At 35.2% G+C, this 24,814-nt stretch carries 17 protein-coding genes; 9 read left to right on the top strand and 8 right to left on the bottom strand.

Annotated features, from left to right (window positions below):
• Positions 1–213 precede the first annotated feature (213 nt).
• Positions 214–1,590, top strand: a complete 1,377-nt coding sequence (locus tag EM308_RS16635) for an alpha/beta hydrolase family protein (RefSeq protein WP_035640579.1) — start codon at positions 214–216, stop codon at positions 1,588–1,590.
• A gap of 55 nt (positions 1,591–1,645) precedes the next feature.
• Here EM308_RS16635 and EM308_RS16630 read toward each other — a convergent pair whose 3' ends face one another.
• Positions 1,646–4,642: an Ig-like domain-containing protein gene (locus tag EM308_RS16630; protein WP_051877909.1), complete on the bottom strand. Its 2,997-nt coding sequence runs from the start codon at positions 4,640–4,642 to the stop codon at positions 1,646–1,648.
• A gap of 180 nt (positions 4,643–4,822) precedes the next feature.
• On the opposite strand from EM308_RS16630, the gene EM308_RS16625 reads away from it, so the two are divergent.
• Entirely contained in the window at positions 4,823–7,009 is a 2,187-nt protein-coding gene (locus EM308_RS16625) for a B12-binding domain-containing radical SAM protein (RefSeq protein WP_035640581.1), read from the top strand.
• Between the two features lie 181 nt (positions 7,010–7,190).
• Here the strand turns inward: EM308_RS16625 and EM308_RS16620 are convergent, their stop codons facing one another.
• On the bottom strand, positions 7,191–7,577 hold the full coding sequence (locus EM308_RS16620) for an ankyrin repeat domain-containing protein (RefSeq protein ID WP_035640577.1): 387 nt from the start codon (positions 7,575–7,577) through the stop codon (positions 7,191–7,193).
• Positions 7,578–8,153: 576 nt separating this feature from the next.
• Between EM308_RS16620 and EM308_RS16615 the strand changes: the two genes are divergently transcribed.
• The 4 genes from EM308_RS16615 to EM308_RS16600 all read left to right on the top strand — a co-directional run bounded on the left by EM308_RS16615 (position 8,154) and on the right by EM308_RS16600 (position 13,371).
• Positions 8,154–8,636: an acetyl-CoA carboxylase biotin carboxyl carrier protein subunit gene (locus EM308_RS16615; RefSeq protein WP_035640575.1), complete on the top strand. Its 483-nt coding sequence runs from the start codon at positions 8,154–8,156 to the stop codon at positions 8,634–8,636.
• Between the two features lie 99 nt (positions 8,637–8,735).
• Entirely contained in the window at positions 8,736–10,175 is a 1,440-nt protein-coding gene (accC, locus tag EM308_RS16610; protein ID WP_035640573.1) for an acetyl-CoA carboxylase biotin carboxylase subunit, read from the top strand.
• A gap of 559 nt (positions 10,176–10,734) precedes the next feature.
• Positions 10,735–12,276 carry an acyl-CoA carboxylase subunit beta gene (locus EM308_RS16605; protein ID WP_035640570.1) on the top strand — a complete coding sequence of 514 codons (1,542 nt, stop codon included), beginning with the start codon at positions 10,735–10,737 and terminating at the stop codon, positions 12,274–12,276.
• Positions 12,277–12,414: 138 nt separating this feature from the next.
• Positions 12,415–13,371, top strand: coding sequence for an aldo/keto reductase (locus EM308_RS16600; protein ID WP_035640569.1), 957 nt, complete (start codon positions 12,415–12,417; stop codon positions 13,369–13,371).
• An 88-nt stretch (positions 13,372–13,459) separates the two neighbouring features.
• On the opposite strand, the gene EM308_RS16595 is transcribed toward EM308_RS16600, so the two are convergent.
• Entirely contained in the window at positions 13,460–13,909 is a 450-nt protein-coding gene (locus EM308_RS16595; RefSeq protein ID WP_035640566.1) for a GNAT family N-acetyltransferase, read from the bottom strand.
• A gap of 312 nt (positions 13,910–14,221) precedes the next feature.
• On the opposite strand from EM308_RS16595, the gene EM308_RS16590 reads away from it, so the two are divergent.
• Together EM308_RS16590 and EM308_RS16585 are read left to right on the top strand one after the other, a co-directional pair.
• Positions 14,222–15,589 carry an NAD-dependent succinate-semialdehyde dehydrogenase gene (locus tag EM308_RS16590; RefSeq protein WP_035640563.1) on the top strand — a complete coding sequence of 456 codons (1,368 nt, stop codon included), beginning with the start codon at positions 14,222–14,224 and terminating at the stop codon, positions 15,587–15,589.
• A 358-nt stretch (positions 15,590–15,947) separates the two neighbouring features.
• Entirely contained in the window at positions 15,948–16,961 is a 1,014-nt protein-coding gene (locus tag EM308_RS16585) for an outer membrane beta-barrel protein (protein ID WP_035633950.1), read from the top strand.
• Between the two features lie 80 nt (positions 16,962–17,041).
• Here EM308_RS16585 and EM308_RS16580 read toward each other — a convergent pair whose 3' ends face one another.
• The 4 genes from EM308_RS16580 to rimO form a co-directional block, all read right to left on the bottom strand.
• Positions 17,042–18,184, bottom strand: a complete 1,143-nt coding sequence (locus EM308_RS16580; protein WP_035633947.1) for a DegT/DnrJ/EryC1/StrS family aminotransferase — start codon at positions 18,182–18,184, stop codon at positions 17,042–17,044.
• A 229-nt stretch (positions 18,185–18,413) separates the two neighbouring features.
• Positions 18,414–19,319 carry an N-acetylmuramoyl-L-alanine amidase gene (locus EM308_RS16575; RefSeq protein WP_035633944.1) on the bottom strand — a complete coding sequence of 302 codons (906 nt, stop codon included), beginning with the start codon at positions 19,317–19,319 and terminating at the stop codon, positions 18,414–18,416.
• Between the two features lie 126 nt (positions 19,320–19,445).
• Complete coding sequence (locus EM308_RS16570) at positions 19,446–19,943, bottom strand: hypothetical protein (protein ID WP_035633941.1); 498 nt, start codon at positions 19,941–19,943, stop codon at positions 19,446–19,448.
• A 124-nt stretch (positions 19,944–20,067) separates the two neighbouring features.
• A complete protein-coding gene (rimO, locus tag EM308_RS16565) occupies positions 20,068–21,381 on the bottom strand; it encodes a 30S ribosomal protein S12 methylthiotransferase RimO (RefSeq protein WP_035633940.1) in 1,314 nt (437 codons plus the stop codon).
• Positions 21,382–21,778: 397 nt separating this feature from the next.
• On the opposite strand from rimO, the gene EM308_RS16560 reads away from it, so the two are divergent.
• Positions 21,779–23,236 carry an amidohydrolase family protein gene (locus tag EM308_RS16560; RefSeq protein ID WP_051877634.1) on the top strand — a complete coding sequence of 486 codons (1,458 nt, stop codon included), beginning with the start codon at positions 21,779–21,781 and terminating at the stop codon, positions 23,234–23,236.
• 72 nt (positions 23,237–23,308) lie between these two features.
• On the opposite strand, the gene EM308_RS16555 is transcribed toward EM308_RS16560, so the two are convergent.
• Positions 23,309–24,802: an OmpP1/FadL family transporter gene (locus EM308_RS16555; RefSeq protein WP_035633937.1), complete on the bottom strand. Its 1,494-nt coding sequence runs from the start codon at positions 24,800–24,802 to the stop codon at positions 23,309–23,311.
• Positions 24,803–24,814: the final 12 nt, after the last annotated feature.

Raw genomic sequence — 24,814 nt, 5'->3', positions numbered from 1 at the left:
GTTGTCCTTTTTTTTGGAGATTTTGTAAGTATTTTGAAAAAGGAATACTAATTTTAAAGCATTGAATAATTCTGCCCAAAAGTAAATATCTGGGCTTTTGAAGAAAAATTTGTCTTTCTTTATTCTTTGTTCTGCTTTTGTATTCGTGCATTAAATGTGGGAAATTAGATAAAAGAAAAAAGTTTGTTTGGTTTAAAATTTAATTTTATAAAAATGAAAAAAACAGCATTTGTTTTAATTGCAATTTTGGTTGCATTTACTGGGTTTGGACAAGATATTGCCGGGCAATGGAATGGTTTTTTAAAAGTTCCAGGCGGACAATTAACACTTGTTTTTAATATTTCAAAAAACGAAAAAGGCTATAGCACTACGATGGATAGCCCCGATCAGGGAGCCAAAGGAATCCCAGTTGCGACTACCAGTTTTCAAAATTCAACTTTGAAATTTGAAATGCCTAATGCCAGAATTGGTTTTGAAGGGGTGCTGAATCAATTTGGTGTGATTGTTGGTACTTTTACTCAAAGCGGTCAGTCATTTCCATTGAATTTGTCCAGAGAAAAACTAAAAAAAGAAGCTGCCAAAAGGCCTCAGGAACCCAAAGAACCGTTTCCATATTATACGGAAGACGTAACTTTTGAAAACAAAATTGACAAGAATGTTTTGGCAGGTACGCTGACTTTACCCAAAAAAGAAGGCAAGTTTCCAGTTGCGATTTTGATAAGTGGGAGTGGGCCGCAAAATAGAAATGAAGAAATATTTGAGCACAAACCTTTTTTGGTTCTGGCTGATTACCTAACCAAAAAAGGAATAGCCGTTCTGCGCTTTGACGACCGAGGAACAGGAAAATCAACAGGCGAATTTAAAACGGCAACAACTTTGGATTTTGCCAAAGATGTTCAGGCAGGAATCGCTTACCTGCAAACCAGAAAGGAAATTGATAAAAACAAAATTGGACTGATAGGACATAGCGAAGGAGGAATGATTGCGCCTCTTGTTGCTGAAAATTCGAAAGAGATAGATTTTATTGTTTTATTGGCAGGTGTGGGAATTCATCCTGACCAATTATTGCTTTTGCAAAAAGAAAAGATAGAACGACAAATGAACGTTCCTGAAAATCAAATTCAGCAAGGAAAGGAAATTTTTAAAGGAGCTTATGACATTATTGTGAATTCCGCTGCGAGTCGGGACATTGTAAAGAGTCAGGTAACGACTTATTTAAAACAAAAACTAGAACATAAATTAAATGCAGATCAGATTAATTCATTGTCAGGCAGTATCACGACTCCCTGGATGGTTTGCTTTTTAAAACTAAATCCAGCAACAGCATTGGAGAAAGTAAAATGTCCAGTTTTGGCACTCAATGGTGAAAAAGATATACAAGTTCCAGCTGATGTTAATCTGGAGGCAATTAAAGCGGCATTGACCAAAGGGGGAAACAAAAATGTTGCTATAAAAAAACTCCCCAATCTGAATCATTTGTTTCAGGAATGTGAAACAGGTTCGCCAAATGAATACGCCACAATCGAGCAGACTTTTTCGCCAACGGCATTGGAAGAAATCTCAAATTGGGTTTTGGCGCAGGTGAAGTAATGAATTCGTATTTTACACAAAAAAGACCAATAATTTGGTCTTTTTTTGTGCCCTTTTATCGCTTTAGACTAAAATGACTTCTGAATTCTTTGCCGTTTGCTCTTGTCACTACAAACCAATAATCTGTTGCGGGAAGTTGGTATCCATTATAGGTTCCGTCCCAAGAAGAATCAAGTGTTAATTCTTTTATGATTTTTCCATAACGATCAAATATTTTTATGGTTGATTTGGGTGCCAAATAAGCAAAGTCAATTGTCCAATGATCATTGAATCCATCATTATTGGGCGTAAAGAATTTGGGATAGGGAAGTTCATCAATAAGGTTGATACAGTCACTAGCGGTTGCATTAAGAATATCTATAGTTACAGGAATTCGCTCGCTTTCGCAATTGTTTATTAACTGTGAAGCATAATACGTAATTCCATTTACAAGTAGCGTTGATTCTGTCAAATTTACAGAAGAAGTGTAGCCATCATACCATTTTATATTTTGTCCCGTAATATCAATATCTCTGATTAAAGCATTTTTTTGAATACAAAATACCTGTGGGGAATCCGCAATCGGAATTTGAGTATCCTGAACTTTTACAGTAACAGCATATCTTTCGCTTTCGCAATTATTCAATGTTTGCGTTGCGTAATAAACAGCATTTTGCAATGTTGATTGTTGTAAAATATTCCCGTTTATTGCAGAATCATACCATTTTAGATTTGTTCCAGTTACATTAAGATTTGCAATAGTGGCGTTTTCATCGATGCAAAATTGTTGGCTGCTGTTTCCCGTTGGCAAAGCAGTATCATTAATTTGGACTAAAATAGCAGTTCTTACGCTTTCACACCCTACAGTTTGTGAGGCGTAATAGGTTTTGTTGTTTTCTAATAAAGTAGTGTTTGGCAAGACCGTTGTTGAAAGATTCGAATCGTACCATTTTATATTTTGACCTGCTATTTGAATATTACTGAGGTTTGTATTTTGATTTTTACAAAATGCCTGATTTGTGTTCCCTGTTGGAGCAGAAGGCGTATTGACAATTGAAACCAAAACTCCAAGTCTGGAACTTTCACAATTATTCACAGTTTGAGAAACGTAGTATGTTTTTCCGTTTTGTAAATTAGTAGTTGCTACAAGTAATGAACCATTGTTTATAGCATCATACCATTTTATTGAGTTTCCGTTAACTTGGATATTAGCAATAGTAGGATTTTGACTGGAACAAAAAGTTTGATTTGTATTTCCTGTTGGAGCCAATGTATTTTGAATGTTAATTGTTACCGGAATTCTTTCGCTTTCGCAACTGTTAATAGTTTGAGAAGCGTAATAGATTCTGTTATTCTGAAGAGGAGTTGTATTTGATAAAAGGTTTCCAGTCGTTAATGTGTCATACCATTTTATATTTTGGCCTGTTATTGCAATATTATTTAAAGATGCATTTTGTTGAATGCAGAAAGATTGTGGGGAAGTTAAAGTTGGTAATGGTTGATTATTGATACTAACATCTACTAATTTAGTTATACTACAACCTTCTTGTTCAGTAATATTACATCTATATTGTCCTGCTTTTGATGCGTTTGCATTAAGAATTGAAGGGTTCTGTTGAGTTGATGTAAAACCATTAGGGCCAGTCCAAGAATAACTAATTCCTCCTGCTGCAGAGAGATCAATTGTGCTTCCCAAACAGACAAAGTAGTTGCTAGGTGAAGGGACATTATTGCCACATACCTTAATTTTTGCATACCAAAAATCTTGTAATCCGCTTTTGTTTTCAGATTTATCACCGGAAATGTTGGATTGAGACCAACCAGTAACAACGTAACTTCCATCTCTGCCTTGTACAATTGATTCTGTTTGGTCAGGACCGTTACCACCAATAGTTTTGTCCCATTCAAAATTACCATTTGTGTCTAGTTTGATAACCCAATAATCCGCACCACCACGAGAAGCTTCAGTTTTAGAGCCTGAAATTTCCGAAGCAGACATTGTTGCCAGAATAAAACCATTGTCTGACGTAGTTCTGATGTTTTCAAATGATTCGGTATTGTTTCCTCCAATGTTTTTTTGCCACAATAATTGTCCGTTGTTGTCTATTTTTACAAGCCAGACATCTGGTGAATTACTAATGGTGTTTTCACTTTTTTCTCCTGAAATATTTGAAGAAGAGTCGCCACCAATGATATAATTGCCATCTGAAGTGGTAATAATTGATTTGGCATAATCACCATTATTGCCTCCAATAGTTTTTTGCCAAATAATATTTCCAATAGCATCAATTTTAAGAATCCAATAATCTCCAAAGCCTCTTGAATTTTGGGTTTTATCTCCCGATATATTTGAATGAGATGAACCTGCCAAAATATATCCACCATCAGGAGTTTTAATCATGGATTGAACCCAGTCTAGGTTACTGCCTCCGAATGTTTTTTGCCAAATTATATTGCCTGATGCATCAATTTTTATTACCCACATGTCAATATTTCCTCTTGAATTTTCAGATTTTTCTCCCGAAATATTCGAATCCGAAGAGCCACCTATAAGGTAACCGCCATCATCCGTTTGTATAATTGATGTTAATCTATCAACGCCAGATCCACCATAGGTTTTGTCCCATTTAATATTTCTATTTGCATCCAGTCTTACAACCCAATAATCATCATAACCCCTTGAATTTTGTGTTTTTTCACCAGATATTGGAGAAGAACTGTATCCCCCTAATATATAACCTCCATCTGTTGTCTCTTTTGCTGAAACTAAATAGTCATTGTCGATTCCTCCAATGGTTTTTTGCCATAATAGATTACCAGAAGTATCATCTATTTTAATAAGCCAAAAATCGTTAAAACCTCTTGAGTTTTCAGTTTTGTCTCTTGAGATATCTGAGAATGAATAACCTCCGCTTATATAATTTCCATCATTGGCTAATTCAATAAATGTGGGCCATTCATAATTATCCCCTCCGATTGTGTTTTGCCATTGGATGACTTGTGCATTTGAATTAATAAAGAAAAAGAAAGCTATTACTATAGAATATTTGATAGATTTATAGTTTTGAGGCATAGGTTTTTGGTTTGAGTAAATAGGGATTATAAAGATAATTGTTTTTTGTAAATGTCTTTAATTATTTACAAAACATTCTATTCAACTTTTATTTTATCATTAATCAGTTAATTGAAAAGCAATAATTATCTTTTATGGAATGAAACTGAAAATATCCCGTATTTTTGCAAAAAAAAACTCTTGAAACCAAAACTTTTCCTCATAACGCCTCCATTTACCCAACTGAATACTCCGTATCCGGCAACGGCTTATATCAAAGGATTTCTGAATACAAAAAATATAGATTCGGTTCAGGCAGATTTGGGTATTGAAGTAATTTTGAAATTGTTTTCTAAAAAAGGATTGAGTGATTTGTTTAAATCCATCAACCATCAACCAACGACCGACAACTGCAAACGAATTTTCGCTTTACAGGACGAATACATCAAAACTATCGATTCGGTTATTGCTTTTTTGCAAGGAAAAAATCCAACATTGTCACTTCAAATTTGTCAGGAAGATTTCCTGCCAGAAGCTTCTCGTTTTGAACAATTGGAAGAACTCGATTGGGCTTTCGGGACAATGGGGACGCAGGATAAAGCCAAGCATTTAGCAACTTTATACCTCGAAGATATTTCCGATTTTATAGTAGAGTGCGTCGATGAAAATTTCGGTTTCAGCCGTTATGCCGAAAGGCTTGGGCGTAGTGCCAATTCTTTTGATGGATTGTACGAAGCTTTGCAGCAGGAACCAACTTATATTGATGAAATTCTTCTTTCTATTTTAAAAGAAAAAATAGAAACGATTCAACCGACATTTTTCTTAATTTCGGTTCCGTTTCCAGGGAATTTATATTCTGCTTTTCGCTCTGCGCAATGGGTGAAAAAACAGTATTCAGATATTAAGATTACGATGGGTGGTGGTTTCCCAAATACTGAATTGCGGTCGCTTTCGGATCCTCGGGTTTTTGAGTTTTTTGATTTTATCACTTTGGATGATGGCGAAACGCCAATAGAAGAGTTAATTGCTAATATTGAAAATACAAATCACAATTCGTATAAAAGAACCTTTCTCCTAGAAAACGGAGAAGTTGTTTATAAAAACAATTCCATTAAACCGGATTATAAACAGTCGCAAGTAGGAACACCCGATTATTCTGATTTACTTTTGGATAAATACATTTCGGTTATCGAAATCGTAAACCCGATGCATCGTTTGTGGAGTGACGGACGCTGGAATAAACTCACTATGGCGCATGGCTGTTATTGGGGAAAATGTACTTTTTGCGATATTTCGCTCGATTATATTAAGGTTTATGAACCTGTGGCTGCAAGTTTGCTCTGCGACCGAATGGAAGAAATGATTGCACAAACGGGAGAAACCGGTTTTCATTATGTAGATGAGGCTGCGCCACCGGCTTTGATGCGTGCTTTGGCTCTCGAAATCCTTCGCAGAAAATTGTCGGTTACGTGGTGGACAAACATTCGCTTTGAAAAAAGTTTTACTGCAGATTTGTGTTTGCTACTGAAAGCTTCAGGGTGCATTGCTGTTTCCGGTGGGCTAGAAGTGGCTTCGGACCGATTATTGAAATTAATCGACAAAGGAGTAACGGTGGAACAAGTAGCCAAGGTTACCCGAAATTTTACCGAAGCAGGGATTATGGTACACGCCTATTTGATGTACGGTTACCCAACACAGACCATTCAGGAAACCGTTGACAGTCTCGAAATGGTTCGTCAACTTTTTGAAGCTGGCGTCCTGCAATCTGGGTTTTGGCATCAATTTGCGATGACGGCACACAGTCCTGTGGGAATGTTTCCGGAACAATATGGAGCTATAAAAGAAATAGATGCCATTGGAACTTTTGCTAATAATGATATTAATTTTGTCGATTCGACAGGAATCGATCACGATAAATTTAGTTTTGGACTCAAGAAATCATTGTTCAATTATATGCACGGAATCTGTTTTGACTATGATTTACAGGACTGGTTTGATTTTAAAATTCCGAAAACAAAAATTCATCCCGATTTTATTTTTGATGCGTTGCAAAATGAAAATGATTTTAATATTAAGCCAACGGCCAAAATAGTTTGGTTGGGAGGGAAACCTACCGTAGAACATTTCTCTAAATCCAAAAAAGGAAATTCCTGGGAAATGATGTCGCTTACTTTTCACGACAAAAAAGAAAGTTTTACGATACAGACCAATAAAACAGAGGGTCAATGGCTGGTTGAAATACTGGAGAAAATCTCCGTCTCAAATTTGAAGATTTATTCTTTTCAGGAAATAAAAAACAATTTTGAACAACAACTGGAAGATTTCGAATTGTTTTGGTATTCAAAACCGGTGAATACATTGAGGGAATTTGGTTTGTTGGTTTTGTAATGCTTTTTTTTTTGATATAATAATAAAAAAATCGTTCCCAATGATTTTCAAAAATTGAATTTCTTGGGAACGATCGGGTTTTAGTGGCAAACAAAATCATTTACCAAATTATGGTTGGTTGTATGGTTAAAATTATGTTATTAGTCCAATTTTATTGAGCTATTTTGGAATAACATACGGTTTATTTATGGTTTTTTAAAATTTCAATTGTGTCAGTAGCGTTTGAAATTTCAGCATATTTCAAAGCTGTAAAACCGTTAGAATCTTTTTCGTTAATTTTTACACTTGGGTTTTGTAAAAGATACTTAACAATTTCTACTTTATTGCTTCGTGCAGCAATCATCAATGGTGTTAATCCGTTTGATTTTTGATTTACATCTGTACCGTATTCTACAAATTTTTTGACTATTTCAAGGTCGCCTTTAATGATTGCAACACATAAAGGAGTTATTTCATCGTAGTCGATGGTTATTTTTTCTTTTTTTACTTCCGAAATGGTATTTGAAGCCGTTGAAATAGTTATGAAAGTGAATAGTGCAATTCCTAAAAAAAAGATTGATTTTTTCATGATATTATGTCTTAAAAGTTATTTTGTTTTTTATCCGAAAACGTTTTTTTATTTCGTATTCGAATTTACTAAAAAATATGAATAAAATAAAAAAAAATGTGATTAAAAAATGATTTTTATATTTTTTATCTTGTTTTGTGTGTTTATATTGAATAATTATCAACAAAACCAAAGTAATGACTTGATTAAAATTAATAAAAAAAAGGTTTTTAGGTAGTATTAGTAATAGCCTTTTTTGCTCTAAATAGACTTGTTTGATAATTAGATAAATAAACTGGCTGAAATTGGTACTAACGGAGTATGAAAAATCAATAATTTGCTTTATTTAGTTTAAGCTTTGGGCTGATTTTTAAGATAAATATTCGGATTCAGATTCATTTTTTGGTTGCCGACTTGTATATATGATTTTGATTGTTACTATCACTTTTGTTGGGTTTTCTTATCTTTTTATGGTAAAGAGAAGTTTTTTTATTTGCTTTTGAAACAATCTTATTTATAATTTTTTCTCACGAAAACGTTTTCTTTTTCTATTTTTATGCTGTTTATGTTTATTATTTGGTCTAAAAAGAATAAAGGATGAGTAATTATAAGGTAACTGTTAATGATAGTTTTCAATTTGATTTTGAAAAGGATAGCGTTTTTGAGCTAGACGCAATTCGCACGGGAACAAAAGAATTTCATGTATTACAACAAAACATACCTTATAAAGCCGAAATCACTACTTCGGATTTCAATCATAAATGTTATACGGTTAGGGTTAATAATACCAATTACACGGTGAAGATTTCAAATTCTTTGGATATTTTGATTAAAGAAATGGGTTTTGAAATGGGGTCGACTAAGCAAGTCAATGCGATTAAGGCGCCCATGCCGGGGTTGATTTTAGAAATTAATGTTACAGTTGGACAAAGCGTAAAAGAAAATGATAATTTAATCATTTTGGGCGCCATGAAAATGGAGAACAGTTTTCTTTCGCCTCGCGACGGGATTATCAAATCTATTTCGGTGAGTAAAGGCGATGTGGTGGATAAAGGTCAGTTGTTAATTGAGTTTGAATAGGGAAACAAGAAGTAAGAGACAAGATGCAAGAAAAGTGTTAGGGAAGTTTTTTCTTGACTCTAACAGTGAAGCGGTCTTTCCTCTTTTATCTATTAAAATATGAAAAAAATACTAGTTGCCAATAGAGGTGAGATTGCCATTAGGGTGATGAAAACTGCTCGAAAAATGGGTGTTAAAACCGTTGCGGTTTACTCAACAGCCGACAGGAATGCACCTCACGTAAAATTTGCTGATGAAGCGGTTTGGATTGGGGAAGCTCCCTCGAGCCAATCGTATTTATTGGGAAGTAAAATTATCGAGGCGGCCAAATCGCTAAATGCGGATGCTATTCACCCTGGCTATGGTTTCTTGAGCGAGAATGCTGATTTTGCAGAAGAAGTAGAAGGAAACAATCTTATTTTTATTGGTCCAAAATCAAAAGCTATCAAAATAATGGGAAGCAAACTGGCGGCGAAAGAGGCTGTGAAAACCTATAATATACCAATGGTTCCAGGTATTGACGAAGCAATTACCGATATTGAAAAAGCCAAACAGGCAGCTACAATTATTGGGTTTCCTGTTTTGATTAAAGCTTCGGCGGGCGGGGGCGGAAAAGGAATGCGCGTGGTAGAAAGCGATGCTGATTTTGAATCCCAAATGAATCGCGCCATAAGTGAAGCGGTAGCAGCATTTGGTGATGGTTCTGTTTTTATAGAAAAATATGTGGCTTCACCACGACATATCGAAATTCAGGTGATGGCAGACAGTCATGGTAACATTTTATATTTATTTGAAAGGGAATGCAGTATTCAGCGTCGTCATCAAAAGGTGGTTGAAGAGGCACCTTCAGCTATTTTGACTCCAGAATTGCGAAAGAAAATGGGGGAGGCTGCGGTGTTAGTTGCTAAATCCTGTGATTATCTTGGAGCCGGAACTGTTGAATTTTTATTAGATGAAAAGAATAATTTTTATTTCCTCGAAATGAATACCCGTTTGCAGGTAGAACATCCGGTAACGGAATTGATTACCGGTATCGATTTGGTCGAGCTTCAAATTAGAGTGGCAAGGGGTGAAGCATTGACTATTAAACAAGAAGATTTAAAAATAAAAGGACATGCGTTGGAATTGCGTGTTTATGCCGAGGATCCACTGAATGATTTTCTGCCGAGTGTGGGACATTTGGATGTATATCAATTGCCTGTCGGCGAAGGGATTCGTGTGGATAACGGTTTTGAACAAGGTATGGATGTTCCGATTTATTACGATCCAATGCTAGCTAAATTAATCACTTACGGACAAACCCGTGACGAAGCGATCCAGCTGATGATAAAAGCTATTGGAGATTACCATGTAGAAGGCGTTCAGACGACTTTACCTTTTGGGAAATTTGTTTTTGAACACGAAGCGTTTTGTTCGGGGAAATTTGATACTCATTTTGTGAAGAAATATTACAATGCCGATGTCTTAAAAAAACAAATAAATAAAGAAGCCGAAATCGCTGCTCTAGTCGCATTGAAACAGTATTTTGAAGATCAAAAAATAATACGATTGCCAAATTGAAGAATTAACTTAAACCATTAAGAAATTAAGTTTCATTTAGAAAAGCAAAACTTAATTTTCTTAATCTCTTAATGGTTCAAAAAAAGAGTTGGGTAAAGCCAAAGGAGAAAAAATATTTAAACCATTAAGAAATTAAGTTTCATTTAGAAAAGCAAAACTTAATTTTCTTAATCTCTTAATGGTTCAAAAAAAGAGTTGGGTAAAGCCAAAGGAGAAAAAATATTTGAGCCATTAAGGAATTAAGTTTCATTTAGAAAAGTAAAACTTAATTTTCTTGATCTCTTAATAGGTCAAAAAAGGGTTGGCTAAAGCCAAAAGAGAAAAAATGTTTAAACCATTAAGAAATTAAGTTTCATTTAGAAAAGCAAAACTTAATTTTCTTAATCTCTTAATGGTTCAAAAAAAGAGTTGGCTAAAGCCAAAGGAGAAAAAATATTTGAACCATTAAGGAATTAAGTTTCATTTAGAAAGACAGAACTTAATTTTCTTAATTTCTTAATGGTTTAAAAATAAATTGGCTTTAGCAAAAAAAAAATAAAAACTTAGCGGTTAAAATTGTATGCAAGACAAAATAAAAACACTCAACGATAAAATTGCCGAGGCTCATTTGGGCGGCGGTATAAAGCGTATTGCCAAACAGCATTCGAACAAAAAACTGACTGCAAGGGAACGTATTGATTATTTGATGGATGAAGGTTCTTTTGAAGAAATTGGAATGTTGGTGACTCACCGCACAACCGATTTTGGAATGGAAAACGAAATGTACTATGGTGACGGGGTCATCACTGGATACGGAACCATAAACGGGAGATTGGTTTATATTTTTGCGCAGGATTTTACCGTTTTCGGAGGTTCATTGTCCGAAACGCATGCCGAGAAAATTTGTAAAATAATGGATATGGCTGTCAAAATGGGTGCGCCCATGATTGGACTGAATGATTCAGGTGGGGCACGCATTCAGGAAGGTGTTCGTTCGTTGGGAGGTTATGCCGATATTTTCTACAGAAACGTGCAAGCGAGTGGTGTGATTCCGCAAATTTCGGCTATAATGGGGCCTTGTGCTGGAGGGGCTGTTTATTCTCCTGCTATGACTGATTTTACGATGATGGTAGAAGACACCAGCTATATGTTTGTTACTGGTCCAAATGTGGTGAAAACCGTCACAAATGAATCCGTAACCTCTGAAGAATTGGGTGGTGCGGGTACACATTCTGCCAAGTCGGGGGTGGCGCATTGTACTTCGGCGAATGATTTGGTTTGTTTGGAAGATCTCAAAAGATTGTTAGGTTATTTGCCTCAAAATAATAGAGAAAAACCAAATAATTTGCCGTATGAACTTAAGGATGAAATACGAGACGAATTAGCGAATATTATTCCAGACAACCCGAACAAGCCTTATGATATGCATAGTGTAATCTGTGGAATTATAGATGAAGATTCTTTTTTTGAAATCCATAAAAATTACGCTGAAAATATCCTCGTGGGTTTTGCCCGACTGGGTGGTAGAAGTATCGGGATTGTGGCAAACCAGCCTATGTTTTTGGCGGGTTGTCTCGATGTGAATAGTTCGAAAAAAGCAGCACGATTTACCCGTTTTTGCGATGCCTTTAATATTCCGCTACTGGTATTGGTGGATGTGCCGGGTTTTTTACCAGGAACAGATCAGGAATGGAACGGAATTATTGTTCACGGAGCAAAACTGCTTTATGCATTGAGCGAAGCTACCGTGCCAAGGGTAACGGTAATTACGCGAAAAGCTTACGGTGGTGCTTATGATGTAATGAATTCCAAACACATTGGAGCCGATATGAATTTTGCCTGGCCTTCTGCCGAAATTGCTGTGATGGGAGCAAAAGGCGCATCGGAAATTATCTTCAAAAAAGAAATACACGAGGCCGAAGACCACGAAGCAAAACTCTTAGAGAAAGAAGCAGAGTATGCCGATTTATTTGCAAATCCATACACGGCGGCACAACGCGGTTTTATTGATGAGGTTATCTTGCCTCAAGATACTAGGCGCAAATTGATAAAAGCGTTTAGTATGCTAGAAAACAAAGCAAGTGTCGTACCTAACAGAAAACACGGGAATATACCTTTGTAATTTTAGGTGAGTTGGAAAAATTATTTTAGATCGTTTCAATAGGTTGAAATAAATTTGTTGGTTTTTTTGTATTATTTCATTACGAATACGAACTTTACCAAATACTAAAAAATAAAATTCATTCCTTAAATCAAAATAATGAAATACAATAGATGTGGAAAAAGTGGTTTGTTGTTGCCACAAATATCATTAGGATTATGGCATAACTTTGGTTCTGTAGATAGTTTTGAAAATGCTGAAAGTATTGCCAAAGCAGCTTTTGATAAAGGTATAACCCATTTCGATTTAGCCAACAATTATGGGCCGGTTCCAGGATCGGCAGAAGAAAATTTTGGTAAAATATTATGGCATAATTTTCAGGGAAATTTGCGTGACGAAATCGTAATCACGACCAAGGCAGGTTATACTATGTGGAATGGGCCTTATGGAGATTGGGGTTCGCGTAAGTATTTGCTTTCCAGTCTGGATCAGAGTTTGAAAAGAATGAATCTGGAATATGTAGATATTTTTTATTCGCACCGTCCAGATCCAGAAACACCGATGGAAGAAACAATGATGGCGTTGGATCATGCCGTAAGAAGCGGAAAAGCATTGTATGCAGGAATTTCAAATTACAATCCAGAACAAACCAGACAAGCGACAGAAATTCTGAAACAATTGGGAACGCCTTGTTTAATCCATCAGGTGAAATATTCGATGTTTGTGAGAGCTCCGGAACAGGGATTGCTTGATGTTCTGGAAGAAAAAGGGGTGGGTTGTATTGCATTCTCTCCTTTGGCACAAGGGCTTTTGACGGATAAATATTTGAAAGGAATACCAGAAAATTCAAGAGCTCATAATCCGAACGGACATTTGAGAATCGATGAGGTTTCGGAAGAAAGAATTCAGAAAATTATTAAACTGAACGAGATTGCTCAGCAAAGAAATCAGTCTTTGGCACAAATGGCGTTGGCTTGGTTGCTGAAAGACAACAGGGTTACTTCGGTATTAATTGGTGCCAGCTCTGTAGGACAATTAAATAATAATATTGATTCGTTGAAAAATCTTGAATTTTCGGCAGATGAATTAACTGCGATTGAAACAATTTTAAAATAAAATATTTCGCATTTTGAAAAGCAATTATTTGCTTATAAATTGATTTTTAGAGAGGCACTGCAGGCCTCTCTATTTTTTTGCTGATAGATTAACTAACCACAAGATCGTAACTATATAAGTAATCTTCTCTTACAAAGCCCATTTTTTGATATAATCTCTGAGCGACAGTATTGTTTTTTGCGGTTCTCAAGCGTATGTCGGGTGAACCTATTTCTTTGGCAAATTCAATAGTTTTTGAAATCAATTTTTCACCTATTCCTTTTTTTCGGGCAGATGAATCCACAAAAATATCGTTTAGAATTATAATTCTGTCGAGAGCCAATGATGAAAAAGTTATATAATTCAATACAAAACCGATTAGTTTTTCCTTGTTTTCTTCATCACATGCTACAAAAATAGTAGCTTCATTGTTTTCTAATCGTTCCTTTAAATAGGCGTAATGCTTTTCGTAATTGGAAGGGTTCTTATAGAAAACGGCATATTGATCAAAGAGGTTTGTCAATTGATCTAAATCTTGAGTAGCAGCTTTGCGTATCATATTGGGTTAGTTTTAGCGGTTGGAAAATTAAATTTACAAAAAAAAAAATACTTTTAATGTATTAAACGTTAGATTGCAGTTTAAATCGTTGTTTTAATTTAATGATTTTCTTAAAATCGTGATTTTATTTTAAGTTGTGTATAAATTGACTGAATATTCAATAAAGCTAAAATGAAATGATTAACAAAAATAGATTTTCTCATTATTCTAAAGTGTAGAATGGAATAGGATGGGAAGTTTGATGGTTTTTTTAAAATAAATAAAAAGATTTTTTGATTGTAAATATTTGATAATTAAATAATTGTTTTAAAAATGAGCGCAACAGGTGAATTGTTTAAGTCTATAAATCCGTTTACGCAATCGGTTATTGCGGAACACGGAGTTTTGACTAATTCCGAATTGGATCAAAAATTGAAATTATCGGAATTGGCTTTTAAGAACTGGCGTAATGTTGCTTTTTGGGAGAAATCCGATAAGATGAAAAAATTAGCAGAAATATTGCGGTTAAATAAAGATAAGTTAGGGTTGTTGATTACTAATGAAATGGGGAAAATTCTTCCCGAGGCAATTTCTGAAATTGAAAAATCAGCGGGTAATTGTGATTTCTATGCCGAAAATGCAGAAAAAATGCTTAAAGATCAGTATTACGATACGCCTTTCAAAAGTATGTCGGTTTTTGATCCAATGGGAGCGGTTTTTGGTATTATGCCTTGGAATTATCCTTTTTGGCAAGTGTTACGTTATGCTGCGCCGGCAATTATGGGTGGTAATGTAGTGCTTTTAAAGCATGCTCCCAATGTTGTTGGTTGTGCCAAAGCTATTGAAAAGGCTTTTTTGGAAGCGGGTTTTCCCGAAGGTGTTTTTCAGCAAATTAATATTGATATTCCACAAGTAGAAAGTGTGATTGCTTCGGATATTGTTTCCGGAATTACTTTTACCGGAAGTGAAAGGTCTGGTTCATCCGTTGCGGCACTGGCGGGTAAGCACCTCAAAAAGTCGGTAATGGAGTTGGGAGGATCGGATGCTTTTATAGTTTTGGACGATGCCAATTTGGAAAAAGCTGCAACAGTTGCCGTGAAATCAAGAATGCTCAATGCTGGCCAAGCTTGTATTTGTGCAAAACGTTTCATTGTTACCGAAAAAGTGGCTGATGAATTTGCAGCCCTTTTTGCAGAGAAAGTAAGGGGTTTGCAACAAGGAAATCCGCTGCAGGAAGGTATTCATTTGGGACCATTGGCAAGAATTGATTTGGCAGAGAAGTTGAGTTCTCAATTGGAAAACTCCTTGAAACAAGGAGCGAAGTTAATAATGGGTGGCGACCGTGAACTTTGCAATTTCCAGCCTACTTTGATTGATTTTGTAGACTCGGGTAATATTGCTTTTCAGGAGGAAACTTTCGGGCCGTTGGCTGCTATTACAAGGGTGCGTGATGAAAATGAAGCTATTTTAATGGCAAATAGTCATCGGTATGGTTTGGCATCGGCAATTTGGACAGAGGATAGAGAGCGTGCTTATGCTTTGGCTAGAAAAATTGAATCGGGTAATGTTTTTGTAAATTCTCTTGTTCGTTCTGATTCAAGAATTCCATTTGGAGGGATTAAAAAATCAGGATACGGAAGAGAATTGTCGGAGATAGGAATCAAGGAATTTATGAATATGAAGTCGGTGATTGTTGAGTGATTTTTTTACAAGTGAATTGTTGAGTGTAAAATATAAATTTTTATAAAAAAAATAAAATATACCCTTATTTTTTTAGGGGTGTGTTTCGTTTATTTTTGGTTTTATTAAATTAATGTGTGTATTTTTATGGGGTGGTTTTTAAAAAATTAGATTATTGAATTTTTAAAAAAGGTTCTCAAAAATAAGAAATACACATTATTTTTCGATGATTTTCGGATATTGATAATTCTTTTCGGAAAGTTCCAAAAAATTTTTTCTGTTAATTAAAAGTTAATAATTTCGTCTCAGAAAAGGAAAAAAAATAACCGAAAACAACGAATTAATCCCTCCTTGATTTACTAATTAAAAACAATTAAACATGAGAAAAGTAATTACAATTTTATTTTTGACATTGGCTACAAGTTTGTCATATGCACAAGATGCACCAGAATCTACACCATTACAAATTTCAGGTTCTGGAGATTTATATTATAAATACGATTTTGCAAAAACACAAAATATTAAAACAAGTTTTGGAACAGATCAAAATTCGGTTTCTTTGGGAATGTTAGATATTGCTTTAAAGAAAACCATAAAAAAAGTATCTTTTGTTGGTGAAGTGTCTTTTGGCCCAAGAGGACAATATCAATCAATACCAAATGGTGACGGAATTGATGCGAATTCGTTCCATATTCAGAATTTGTATGCAACATTTGCTGCGACAGACAAATTAAGTTTCACTGCAGGTTATATGGGAACGTTTGTGGGGTACGAGGTGATCTCTCCTTTGGGTAATTTCTCTTATTCGACTTCCTATTTGTTTACCAACGGGCCATTCCAAAATGCTGGTGTTAAGGCAAATTATAAGATATCAGACAAATTTGGCGCGATGTTCGGTTTGTTTAATGATGCTTGGAATTCATACAAAGCAGATCCAATTAAGGGATTGAATGCTGTAGGAGGGCAATTGTCTTACGTTTCTGGCGGAACAAGTGCATATTTTAATGTTATGGATGGATCTGTAAGTGGTACAATTTTGGATTTGACAGCAACTTTTCAACTTGCAGAGAAATTTAAATTGGGTTTGAATGCTGCTGATTTTTCAAATAAAGGAGATGTAGGTTATACAGGATTTGCTTTGTACCCATCTTATACTATTAGTGATGCATTTGCTTTAGGAATGCGTGCTGAATATTTCAAATATAAAGAAGGTTCTGGAGATACAGATGTTACTGCTTTTACACTGTCAGGGAATTATAAAATAAGTGGTTTGACTATTATTCCTGAGTTTAGAATTGATACTAATTCAGATGATGTTATGTTTGTTAATTCGGATATGAACCCTACCAGTTCAGCTTCACAAGTGCTTTTGGCAGTAGTTTATGGATTCTAGGATAAGTCACTTTTCATATAAATAAAGAATTATATTTTTTTTTTTGCTGTCAAAATCACACGTGGTTTTGGCAGCTTTTTTTATTCTAATAATTTTATAAAAGCCATTTTTATTCGGTCTCTATCCAAATCGGTTAAATTGGAACCCGAAGGCAAACTAAGTCCTTTTTCAAAAAGTGTTTCTGCAATTTTAGTTCCATAAAAAGGATAGTTTTTATATAGAGGTTGCAAATGCATAGGTTTCCACAAAGGTCTGCATTCAATATTCGAGTCTAATAAAGCCAATCGGATGGTTTCTCGATTAATGCCATTTTTTGTTTCATTTGGATTTACAAGTATAGAAGTCAGCCAATAATTGGCAAAACTGTCTGGATCTGCCGTTGTGAAAACTGTGATTCCGGGTATGTTTTCAAAAAGAGAAACATAAAAATCATGCATTGCCCTTCTTAAAGTGATATGTTTGTCTAAAACCTTCATTTGTCCACGTCCAATTCCCGCGCAGATATTGCTCATTTGATAATTATATCCTAATTCACTGTGCTGGTAATGAGGTGCTTTGTCTTTGGCTTGTGAAGCCAGAAATTGGATTTTTTGCTTTAATTGATAGTTTGATGTGATAATTGCTCCGCCTCCAGATGTGGTTATGATTTTGTTTCCATTGAATGAAAAAACACTGATATCTCCAAAAGTACCGCATTTTTGACCTTTGTAGCCGCTGCCCAATGCCTCGGCACTATCTTCCAGAATTGGAATTTTGTACTTATTGGCAACGGCTCTTATTTCCTCAATTTTATAAGGAACACCATATAGATGCACTGTTATTATTGCTTTTGGTTTTTGCCCTTTGGAAATTGTGTCCAGAATGGCTTCTTCTAAAGCAATCGGACAAAGATTCCAGGTTTCGGGTTCGCTGTCGACAAAAACAGGGGTAGCTCCCAGATAAAGAATAGGATTTGCTGATGCCGAGAATGTCAGTGACTGACAAATGACAACGTCGTTTGGTTTTACATTCAGAAGAATTAACCCCAAATGAATGGCCGCCGTTGCTGAACTTAAAGCTGTAACAAAAAGATTTTGGGACAAATAGTTTTCCAAATCTTGCTCAAATTCGGAGATGTTAGTTCCCTCTGGAGCAATCCAATTGGTATCAAAGGCTTCCTGTATATATTCTAATTCGGTGCCTCCCATATGGGGAGAGGATAACCATATTTTGGATTTGCTCATTTTATTTGGATGAAACTAAAATGTTTTGTCTGTTACCTATTTTATTTAAATAAAAATTGTTTGATATCGATAAATGTATGTAAAAATATTCTTTTTTTGAAAAAGAAGCGAAGGTAAAGAATGTCACTTTTTTTATTTAAAAAATGTAATGGCAAAAGGTTTTTCTTCGAATAAAAAAAAGCTTTTTGACTGTTTCAAAAAGCTTCTTTATAGGATTAAATTAAATTTTTTATTTTTTGTACACCGAGTAAATAGTGCTGATTGTTTTTTCGTCCAAAACATTATTAACTTCATTTTGGATGAAATGAAGTTTGAAAGCGGTGATGGCAGCCGAAAGATTTTTGGTGCTGTATCCTATTGCTTGTAATCCCATTTCGGCATTAAAATCTGTGGGGGGGCAGGGCAGTATTTCATCGGGCCATACTCCGAAGCCATTTGCAGCCAAAAGTTTCCATGGAAATAATGCGCTTGGATCCACTTTTCGTGAAGGAGCAATATCCGAATGTCCAATTATGTTTTGGGTTGGAATATTGTAATCTTTCTTTAATTTGGTTAACAATGCCAATAAAGTATTAATCTGTGCATCCGAAAAAGGTTCAGATCCATTATTGTCCAATTCAATTCCGATGGAACTGGAGTTAATATCGGTGTTTTTTCCCCAAGACCCATTTCCGGCATGCCAGGCTCTTAGGTAGTCGTTTAGCATGTGAATAACTTTTCCATCTCTGCCTATTATATAATGAGCACTAACTTTGGTGTCTTTCAGGGTAAAAGTTTTTACGGTTTGTTGTATAGAATCCTGCGCTGTGTGATGCAAAATAATAAAATTAGGTTTTCGTAAATTAAAATTCACCGTCCCAACCCATTCAGAAACAATTCCGTTTTTTAAAACTTCACTATCGGTTTTAGAGATAGTGTCTTTAAAATTTAATAACTGGCTGTTGTATCGATAAGCTACACTGTCGATAATAACGTAAGGTTCTTTTTTTAATTCAACTGCTTCCTTTTGGGATATGGTTTCTTTTAAGTTTTTTATTTGGGCATTATAATCCTTTTCGGTTGCAGTGTGAGGATTTTTTGTAGCACACGAAGCAATTAAAAGGGCGAGGGTGATATTGAAAAAATACTTTTTCATAGTTTTGAAATTTATTTTTCAGTGGTTATATTTGGTGTAGCCTGTTGTTCATAGTATTTTGCCTTCGCAAACCATGAATAGTGTCAATTTAGTTAATGATGCAAAAAATATTTTTATAAAGAATTATTAATGTTTTTGAGCTTCCATTTTACTTTTTCGGTCTTCAACCAAATTTTTAAACTTTTCTTTTTGATCTTTATTTAATATTTGGTTCATTTCCATTTCGGTCATATCGTTCAGCACCTTGAACTCATTTGTTTTTTCTTCATCGCTACTTTCCTTTTTTATCAAAATCTCTTGTTTTTTCAATGATTTAACATAGATATTTGTCACAACAACTTCCTGAAGCGCATCCAGATTGAGTTCTTTTTTATAATAGGCAACAATTTTTGCAGCTGTAACTTCAACAGGAATTTCTTTTGGTTTACTAGCTTCGTGTGGCATTTGTGACATTTGACTGCCCCTGCCATAGCCGTTTCCGTAACCATTTCCATAGCCACCGCCATAACCGCCACCATATCCACCTCCGTAACCACCACCATATCCATTTCCGTATTGAGCAGAAACAGCGTTTGCAGATAGCAATAATAATAACGCAAAAAAGATTGTTTTGAATGTCTTCATAATTGTAAAAAATTAAAAATCTAAAAAAAATTTAAAAATTAAAAGAATCTAAAAAATCGAAAAAAATCAGTAATCATGTTTCCGTATCTGCAATCTAAAATCAAAAATCAGCAATCAAAAAAATCTAAACCGGTTCTCCGTACAAATCAAATTCTGTTGCCTCAATGATTTTGATCATTGCAAATTCACCTGTTTTTACATAGTGTTTTGTGGCGTCAATTAAAACTTCATTATCAACATCTGGACTGTCAAATTCTGTTCTTCCAACAAAATGGCCACCTTCTTTTCTGTCAATAATACATCTGAAGGTTTTGCCAACTTTCTCTTGGTTCAAATCCCATGAAATCTGAGATTGTAATTCCATTATTTCATTGGCACGATCTTGTTTTACATCATCCGGAACATCATCTTCCAACAAATAAGCGTGGGTGTTTTCTTCATGTGAATAAGCAAAACATCCCATTCTGTCAAACTTCATCTCCTGCACAAAATCTTTCAGGATATTGAAATCTTCTTCAGTTTCTCCGGGATAACCAACGATTAAAGTCGTGCGGATGGCCATTCCAGGAACCGCCGCTCTAAAGTCTTTCAATAATTGAGTGGTTTTTTCCTGAGTAGTTCCGCGACGCATCGATTTTAAAATAGAATCCGAGATGTGTTGCAACGGAATATCAATGTATTTACAAATTTTTGGTTCGCGTTTCATGATTTCAAGAACATCCATCGGGAAACCGGTAGGGAAGGCGTAATGCAAACGAATCCATTCAATACCTTCAACTTTTACCAATGCTTCAAGCAAATCGCCAAGAGCTCTTTTTTTATACAAATCAAGACCATAATACGTTAAGTCCTGCGCAATCAAAATCAATTCTTTTACACCGTTTTTGGCTAATCCTTCCGCTTCTTTAACCAGCTTTTCGATGGTTTGCGAAACATTTTTCCCTCTCATTAATGGGATGGCACAAAAACTGCAAGGCCTGTCGCAACCTTCCGAAATTTTCAAATAAGCGTAGTTTTTGGGAGTAGTTGTCAAGCGTTCTCCCAATAATTCATGTTTGTAATCGGCACCCAAAGCCTTCAATAAAGCAGGCAATTCCGTAGTTCCAAAATATTGGTCTACATTCGGAATTTCTTTTTCCAAATCCGGTCTGTATCTTTCAGATAAACAACCAGTAACAAAAACTTTGTCTACAAGTCCTTTGTCTTTCTTGTCGGCATATTCCAGAATCATATTCACCGATTCTGCCTTGGCATTATCAATAAAACCGCAAGTATTAATCACGATAATGTTTCCTTCGTCTTCCGCTTTGGCTTCATGGGTTACTTCTTTGCCGCTCGCTTTCAGTTGTCCCATCAGCACTTCACTGTCATATACATTTTTGGAGCACCCTAGCGTGATCACATTTATTTTGTTCTTCTTTAAAGACTTCGTTCTCATAGTATTCTTTCCTTGATAATTTTAGGAATTTTGCAAAATTACAATTTTTTGCGCAAACCCTCCCTGTTTACTTTCAAAATGCCTTTTTTGTTGATTAAAAATAATTTGGAGCACAGCATTCGGTTCTTACAAGACGATTGGTCCCGCTGTCTGCTGTATCTTTTCTTTTTTAAAGAAAAAAAGAAAAGGATGCCGCGACCATCGGGGCTAGTCAAGATATTTTTGTTCTTTCAAGAAAATACTCTGAAAATTATTGCCATCAGTTCTTGATTCTTTTCAAGATGATTTAGGATTATAAATTAGAGTTGTCCATCAAATGACAAATTTTATATATCCGAAATAATAGAAATTTGATCAAAACAGACTATTTTTAGGACCTATAAAAATTTAGATATTTATGAATAAGTTCGAATTCAAAATAATAATTGTTACTGTCTTTTTGGGCAGTATGTTGGTTGCAAAAGCGCAACAAATTAATAAACAATACTTGATTTATAACGCACAGATTGTTGATGTTATTTCTGGTAAAATAAAAAAAGAAAAATCGGTATTGATTGATAATGGAAAAATAAAAGCCATTGGCGATTATCAAAATCTGAAAAAAAATATCCAAGTTAGTCATATTATTAATGCTGGGAATAAATTCCTTATTCCGGGTCTTTGGGATATGCATATTCATTTGGAAGGAGAAAATTTGGTTGAAGATAATAAAGCTTTGCTTCCGTTCTTTTTTACTTATGGTATTACCACGGTGAGAGATTGCGCGAGTGATTTGGGAGAACAGGTTTTGGAGTGGCGCAACGAAGTGGCTTCTGGGAAATTACTTGCTCCTACGATTTTTACTGCGGGTATAAAATTGGAAGGGATTAATTCCAGTTGGAAAGGCGATTATGAAATAGGAAACGAAGAGGAGCTTAATGCAGCTTTGGATAAATTGGATAAAAAACATGTGGATTTTATTAAAATTACCGAAAACACATTAAAAGGCCCACTGTTTTTAAAGAGTATTGAAGAAGCACACAAACGTAATTATATTGTTTCAGGACATGTTCCAACGGATCTTACTTTGGACGAAATGGTTGATGCGGGTTTCTCGAGTGTAGAACATTCCCATTATCTTTTAAGACAAGGTTGTGATGAGAAAACAATAGTTTCAGATTTGAAGGCTGGAAAAATAACCAAGGCTCAGGCCAATGTACTGTATCAAAGTACATTTAATCAGGAAAAAGCCAATGAAAATTATAAAAATCTTGGAAACAAAGGCTTGTATGTTACTCCAACGCTTATTGGAGGAAGACAAGCAGCTTTTGTAGATGAAAATAATTATCCGAACGACAGTTTGATGGCGAGTTATTTGACAAAAGCATATATAAAGGACTATATGTCGCGTATAGAACGTTCAAAGAACGATAAACCAGAGCAAATTGCTGAACGCAAGAAAAGATATTTGTTTTTGCAAAGCCAAATTTCTTATATGCATAAGGCAGGTATAAAAATTATAGCGGGTAGTGATGCGGCGCCATTAAATGCTTTTGTTTTTCCGGGGCAATCATTGATTCAAGAAATGGTTTTGTTTCAGCAGGCGGGGCTAAGTCCAATAGATGTTTTGCGCACTTCCACGATAAATGGTGCTCGCTTTTTGAAAAAGGACAAAAATATGGGATCTGTTGATATTGGTAAAATTGCAGATCTCGTATTGTTGGATAAGAATCCTTTGGAAGATATTCATGCAGTAGAACATATTTCTGGAGTTTACACCAAAGGACGATTTTTTGACAGAAAGGCATTGAATCAAATTCTTGAAAATGTAAAGAAAACCAAGACGGAACTTGACAAAAAAAGGGAAGTTCGATAATGATTCTACATGAAAAAAACCACTTTTGAATAGTACAAAAGTGGTTTTTTAAATTATTTTGAGTTTGTTTTTTTACATTTCAAATACAAAAGTCATAGTGTAATTGTTTTTGTAGGTGTTGATCCATGCTCTTTCGGTAAATCCTTGCGAGAAGAATTGCTCTCTTGAAGAAGTACGAACATTTACATAAGAGAAATCAAGTTTTACCGGACCAAAACTATATCCTAAACCAGCCGAAAAACTATACAAATCTCCCATGGTAACCGAGTCATTATAAGGGCTTCCTTCAAAACGGTATCCGCCTCTTAGTCTGAAATTGTCAATTTTGTATTCAGAACCAATTCGTATTTCGTTAGTGGTGCCAAGGGCATTATGCATTGCGCTATTTACTTCTCTAAAATAAGGATCATTTGTAGGGCCAAATTCAGTGCTACTATAATCTTTGTATTTGTAATCGATACTGATTAAACCCGATTTTCCAAAAACGTAGGCTAAGCTTGCGGTTAAATTGCCTGGGGTTTGCAAATCATAAGGAGCATAGTAATTGATAACCAAAGGATCAACTACGTTATAATCTTTTTTGTTAACCGAAGTCAATCTTTGTGAAAGTTCATCATGTAAATTGTACCATGTTGGAGATTCGTAGGCAAGACCAAAACGAACTTCTTTTGTCAATTTTGCGATAGCTCCCACTTGGAACGAAAATCCGTTACCATAAGTATGTAAACTATTTGAAAAATTTAAGTTTTGAATATCGTATATTGAATTTGAAGGATTGTTATTGGATTCATAAAAGCTTGAATTCTGTACGTAATCGGTAAAATGTGAGTTTAAGTTAAAACCGAAGAACAGAAAATCTTGGTATTGCGCGCCGGCATTAAAAATCAGTTTTCCGTTATGTCCGTTTGAGTAAACGCTATTTTCTTGGTAATATTTACCACCAGCACGAACGTTTGAAGTGTATAATTTATTATCGCCGTTTGTGTCGTCTACAGGATTGATAATGTAGCCTTGATACCCCAAGAAACCCTGTTGGGCTCCATGATCCATCATTGCATATTCTCCATCATGAAGTAAACTCAGAGGAACACCATTTGCATAACTGATAAAATAATTGGCCACAGAGTTAACAGGACTTACTCCAGCCGAGAATAATGAATTGTCGAAATTATTGGTCTGCTCATAATTGATGGACATCGAAAACTTTCTCCAATCGCTGTGTCGGTTTCTGGTTTTAAAAACAAAAACACCTCCGGCCTGATTTAAGTCAAAAGTACTTTCGCTTGACGAAGTGGTAGTTCCAAAATAATTGGAATTGTTTTTTGTGTCGTAACTCCCCATTGTAGTGGCGAATTGATTGTTATTGAACACAGCCGAACCAGCCGGGTTTATATTTATTGAAGATAAATCTCCTCCCAAAGCTCCAAAAGCGCCACTCATTGCGGTAAAACGAGCTGTCCCGTGCAGTTCGCTTTGTGTATAGCGCATGGCGTCTTTGATTTCTTGAGAATGTATTGTAGAGAACGTTAGTCCTGCTACTATATATAATAAAAGGTTCTTTTTCATTAGGTTGATTTT

Source organism: Flavobacterium gilvum (assembly GCF_001761465.1).
Classification (GTDB): Bacteria; Bacteroidota; Bacteroidia; order Flavobacteriales; family Flavobacteriaceae; genus Flavobacterium; species Flavobacterium gilvum.
The sequence above is the reverse complement of the archived record's forward strand: the minus strand, read 5'-3'. Positions and strand labels throughout refer to the sequence as shown.

Excerpts from the sequence above, each read along its gene's own strand:
- EM308_RS16635 (WP_035640579.1), top strand. The coding sequence starts at position 214 with ATGAAAAAAACAGCATTTGTTTTAATTGCAATTTTGGTTGCATTTACT.
- EM308_RS16630 (WP_051877909.1), bottom strand. The coding sequence starts at position 4,642 with ATGCCTCAAAACTATAAATCTATCAAATATTCTATAGTAATAGCTTTC.
- EM308_RS16620 (WP_035640577.1), bottom strand. The coding sequence starts at position 7,577 with ATGAAAAAATCAATCTTTTTTTTAGGAATTGCACTATTCACTTTCATA.
- EM308_RS16615 (WP_035640575.1), top strand. The coding sequence starts at position 8,154 with ATGAGTAATTATAAGGTAACTGTTAATGATAGTTTTCAATTTGATTTT.
- accC (WP_035640573.1), top strand. The coding sequence starts at position 8,736 with ATGAAAAAAATACTAGTTGCCAATAGAGGTGAGATTGCCATTAGGGTG.
- EM308_RS16605 (WP_035640570.1), top strand. The coding sequence starts at position 10,735 with ATGCAAGACAAAATAAAAACACTCAACGATAAAATTGCCGAGGCTCAT.
- EM308_RS16600 (WP_035640569.1), top strand. The coding sequence starts at position 12,415 with ATGAAATACAATAGATGTGGAAAAAGTGGTTTGTTGTTGCCACAAATA.
- EM308_RS16595 (WP_035640566.1), bottom strand. The coding sequence starts at position 13,909 with ATGATACGCAAAGCTGCTACTCAAGATTTAGATCAATTGACAAACCTC.
- EM308_RS16590 (WP_035640563.1), top strand. The coding sequence starts at position 14,222 with ATGAGCGCAACAGGTGAATTGTTTAAGTCTATAAATCCGTTTACGCAA.
- EM308_RS16585 (WP_035633950.1), top strand. The coding sequence starts at position 15,948 with ATGAGAAAAGTAATTACAATTTTATTTTTGACATTGGCTACAAGTTTG.
- EM308_RS16580 (WP_035633947.1), bottom strand. The coding sequence starts at position 18,184 with ATGAGCAAATCCAAAATATGGTTATCCTCTCCCCATATGGGAGGCACC.
- EM308_RS16575 (WP_035633944.1), bottom strand. The coding sequence starts at position 19,319 with ATGAAAAAGTATTTTTTCAATATCACCCTCGCCCTTTTAATTGCTTCG.
- EM308_RS16570 (WP_035633941.1), bottom strand. The coding sequence starts at position 19,943 with ATGAAGACATTCAAAACAATCTTTTTTGCGTTATTATTATTGCTATCT.
- rimO (WP_035633940.1), bottom strand. The coding sequence starts at position 21,381 with ATGAGAACGAAGTCTTTAAAGAAGAACAAAATAAATGTGATCACGCTA.
- EM308_RS16560 (WP_051877634.1), top strand. The coding sequence starts at position 21,779 with ATGAATAAGTTCGAATTCAAAATAATAATTGTTACTGTCTTTTTGGGC.
- EM308_RS16555 (WP_035633937.1), bottom strand. The coding sequence starts at position 24,802 with ATGAAAAAGAACCTTTTATTATATATAGTAGCAGGACTAACGTTCTCT.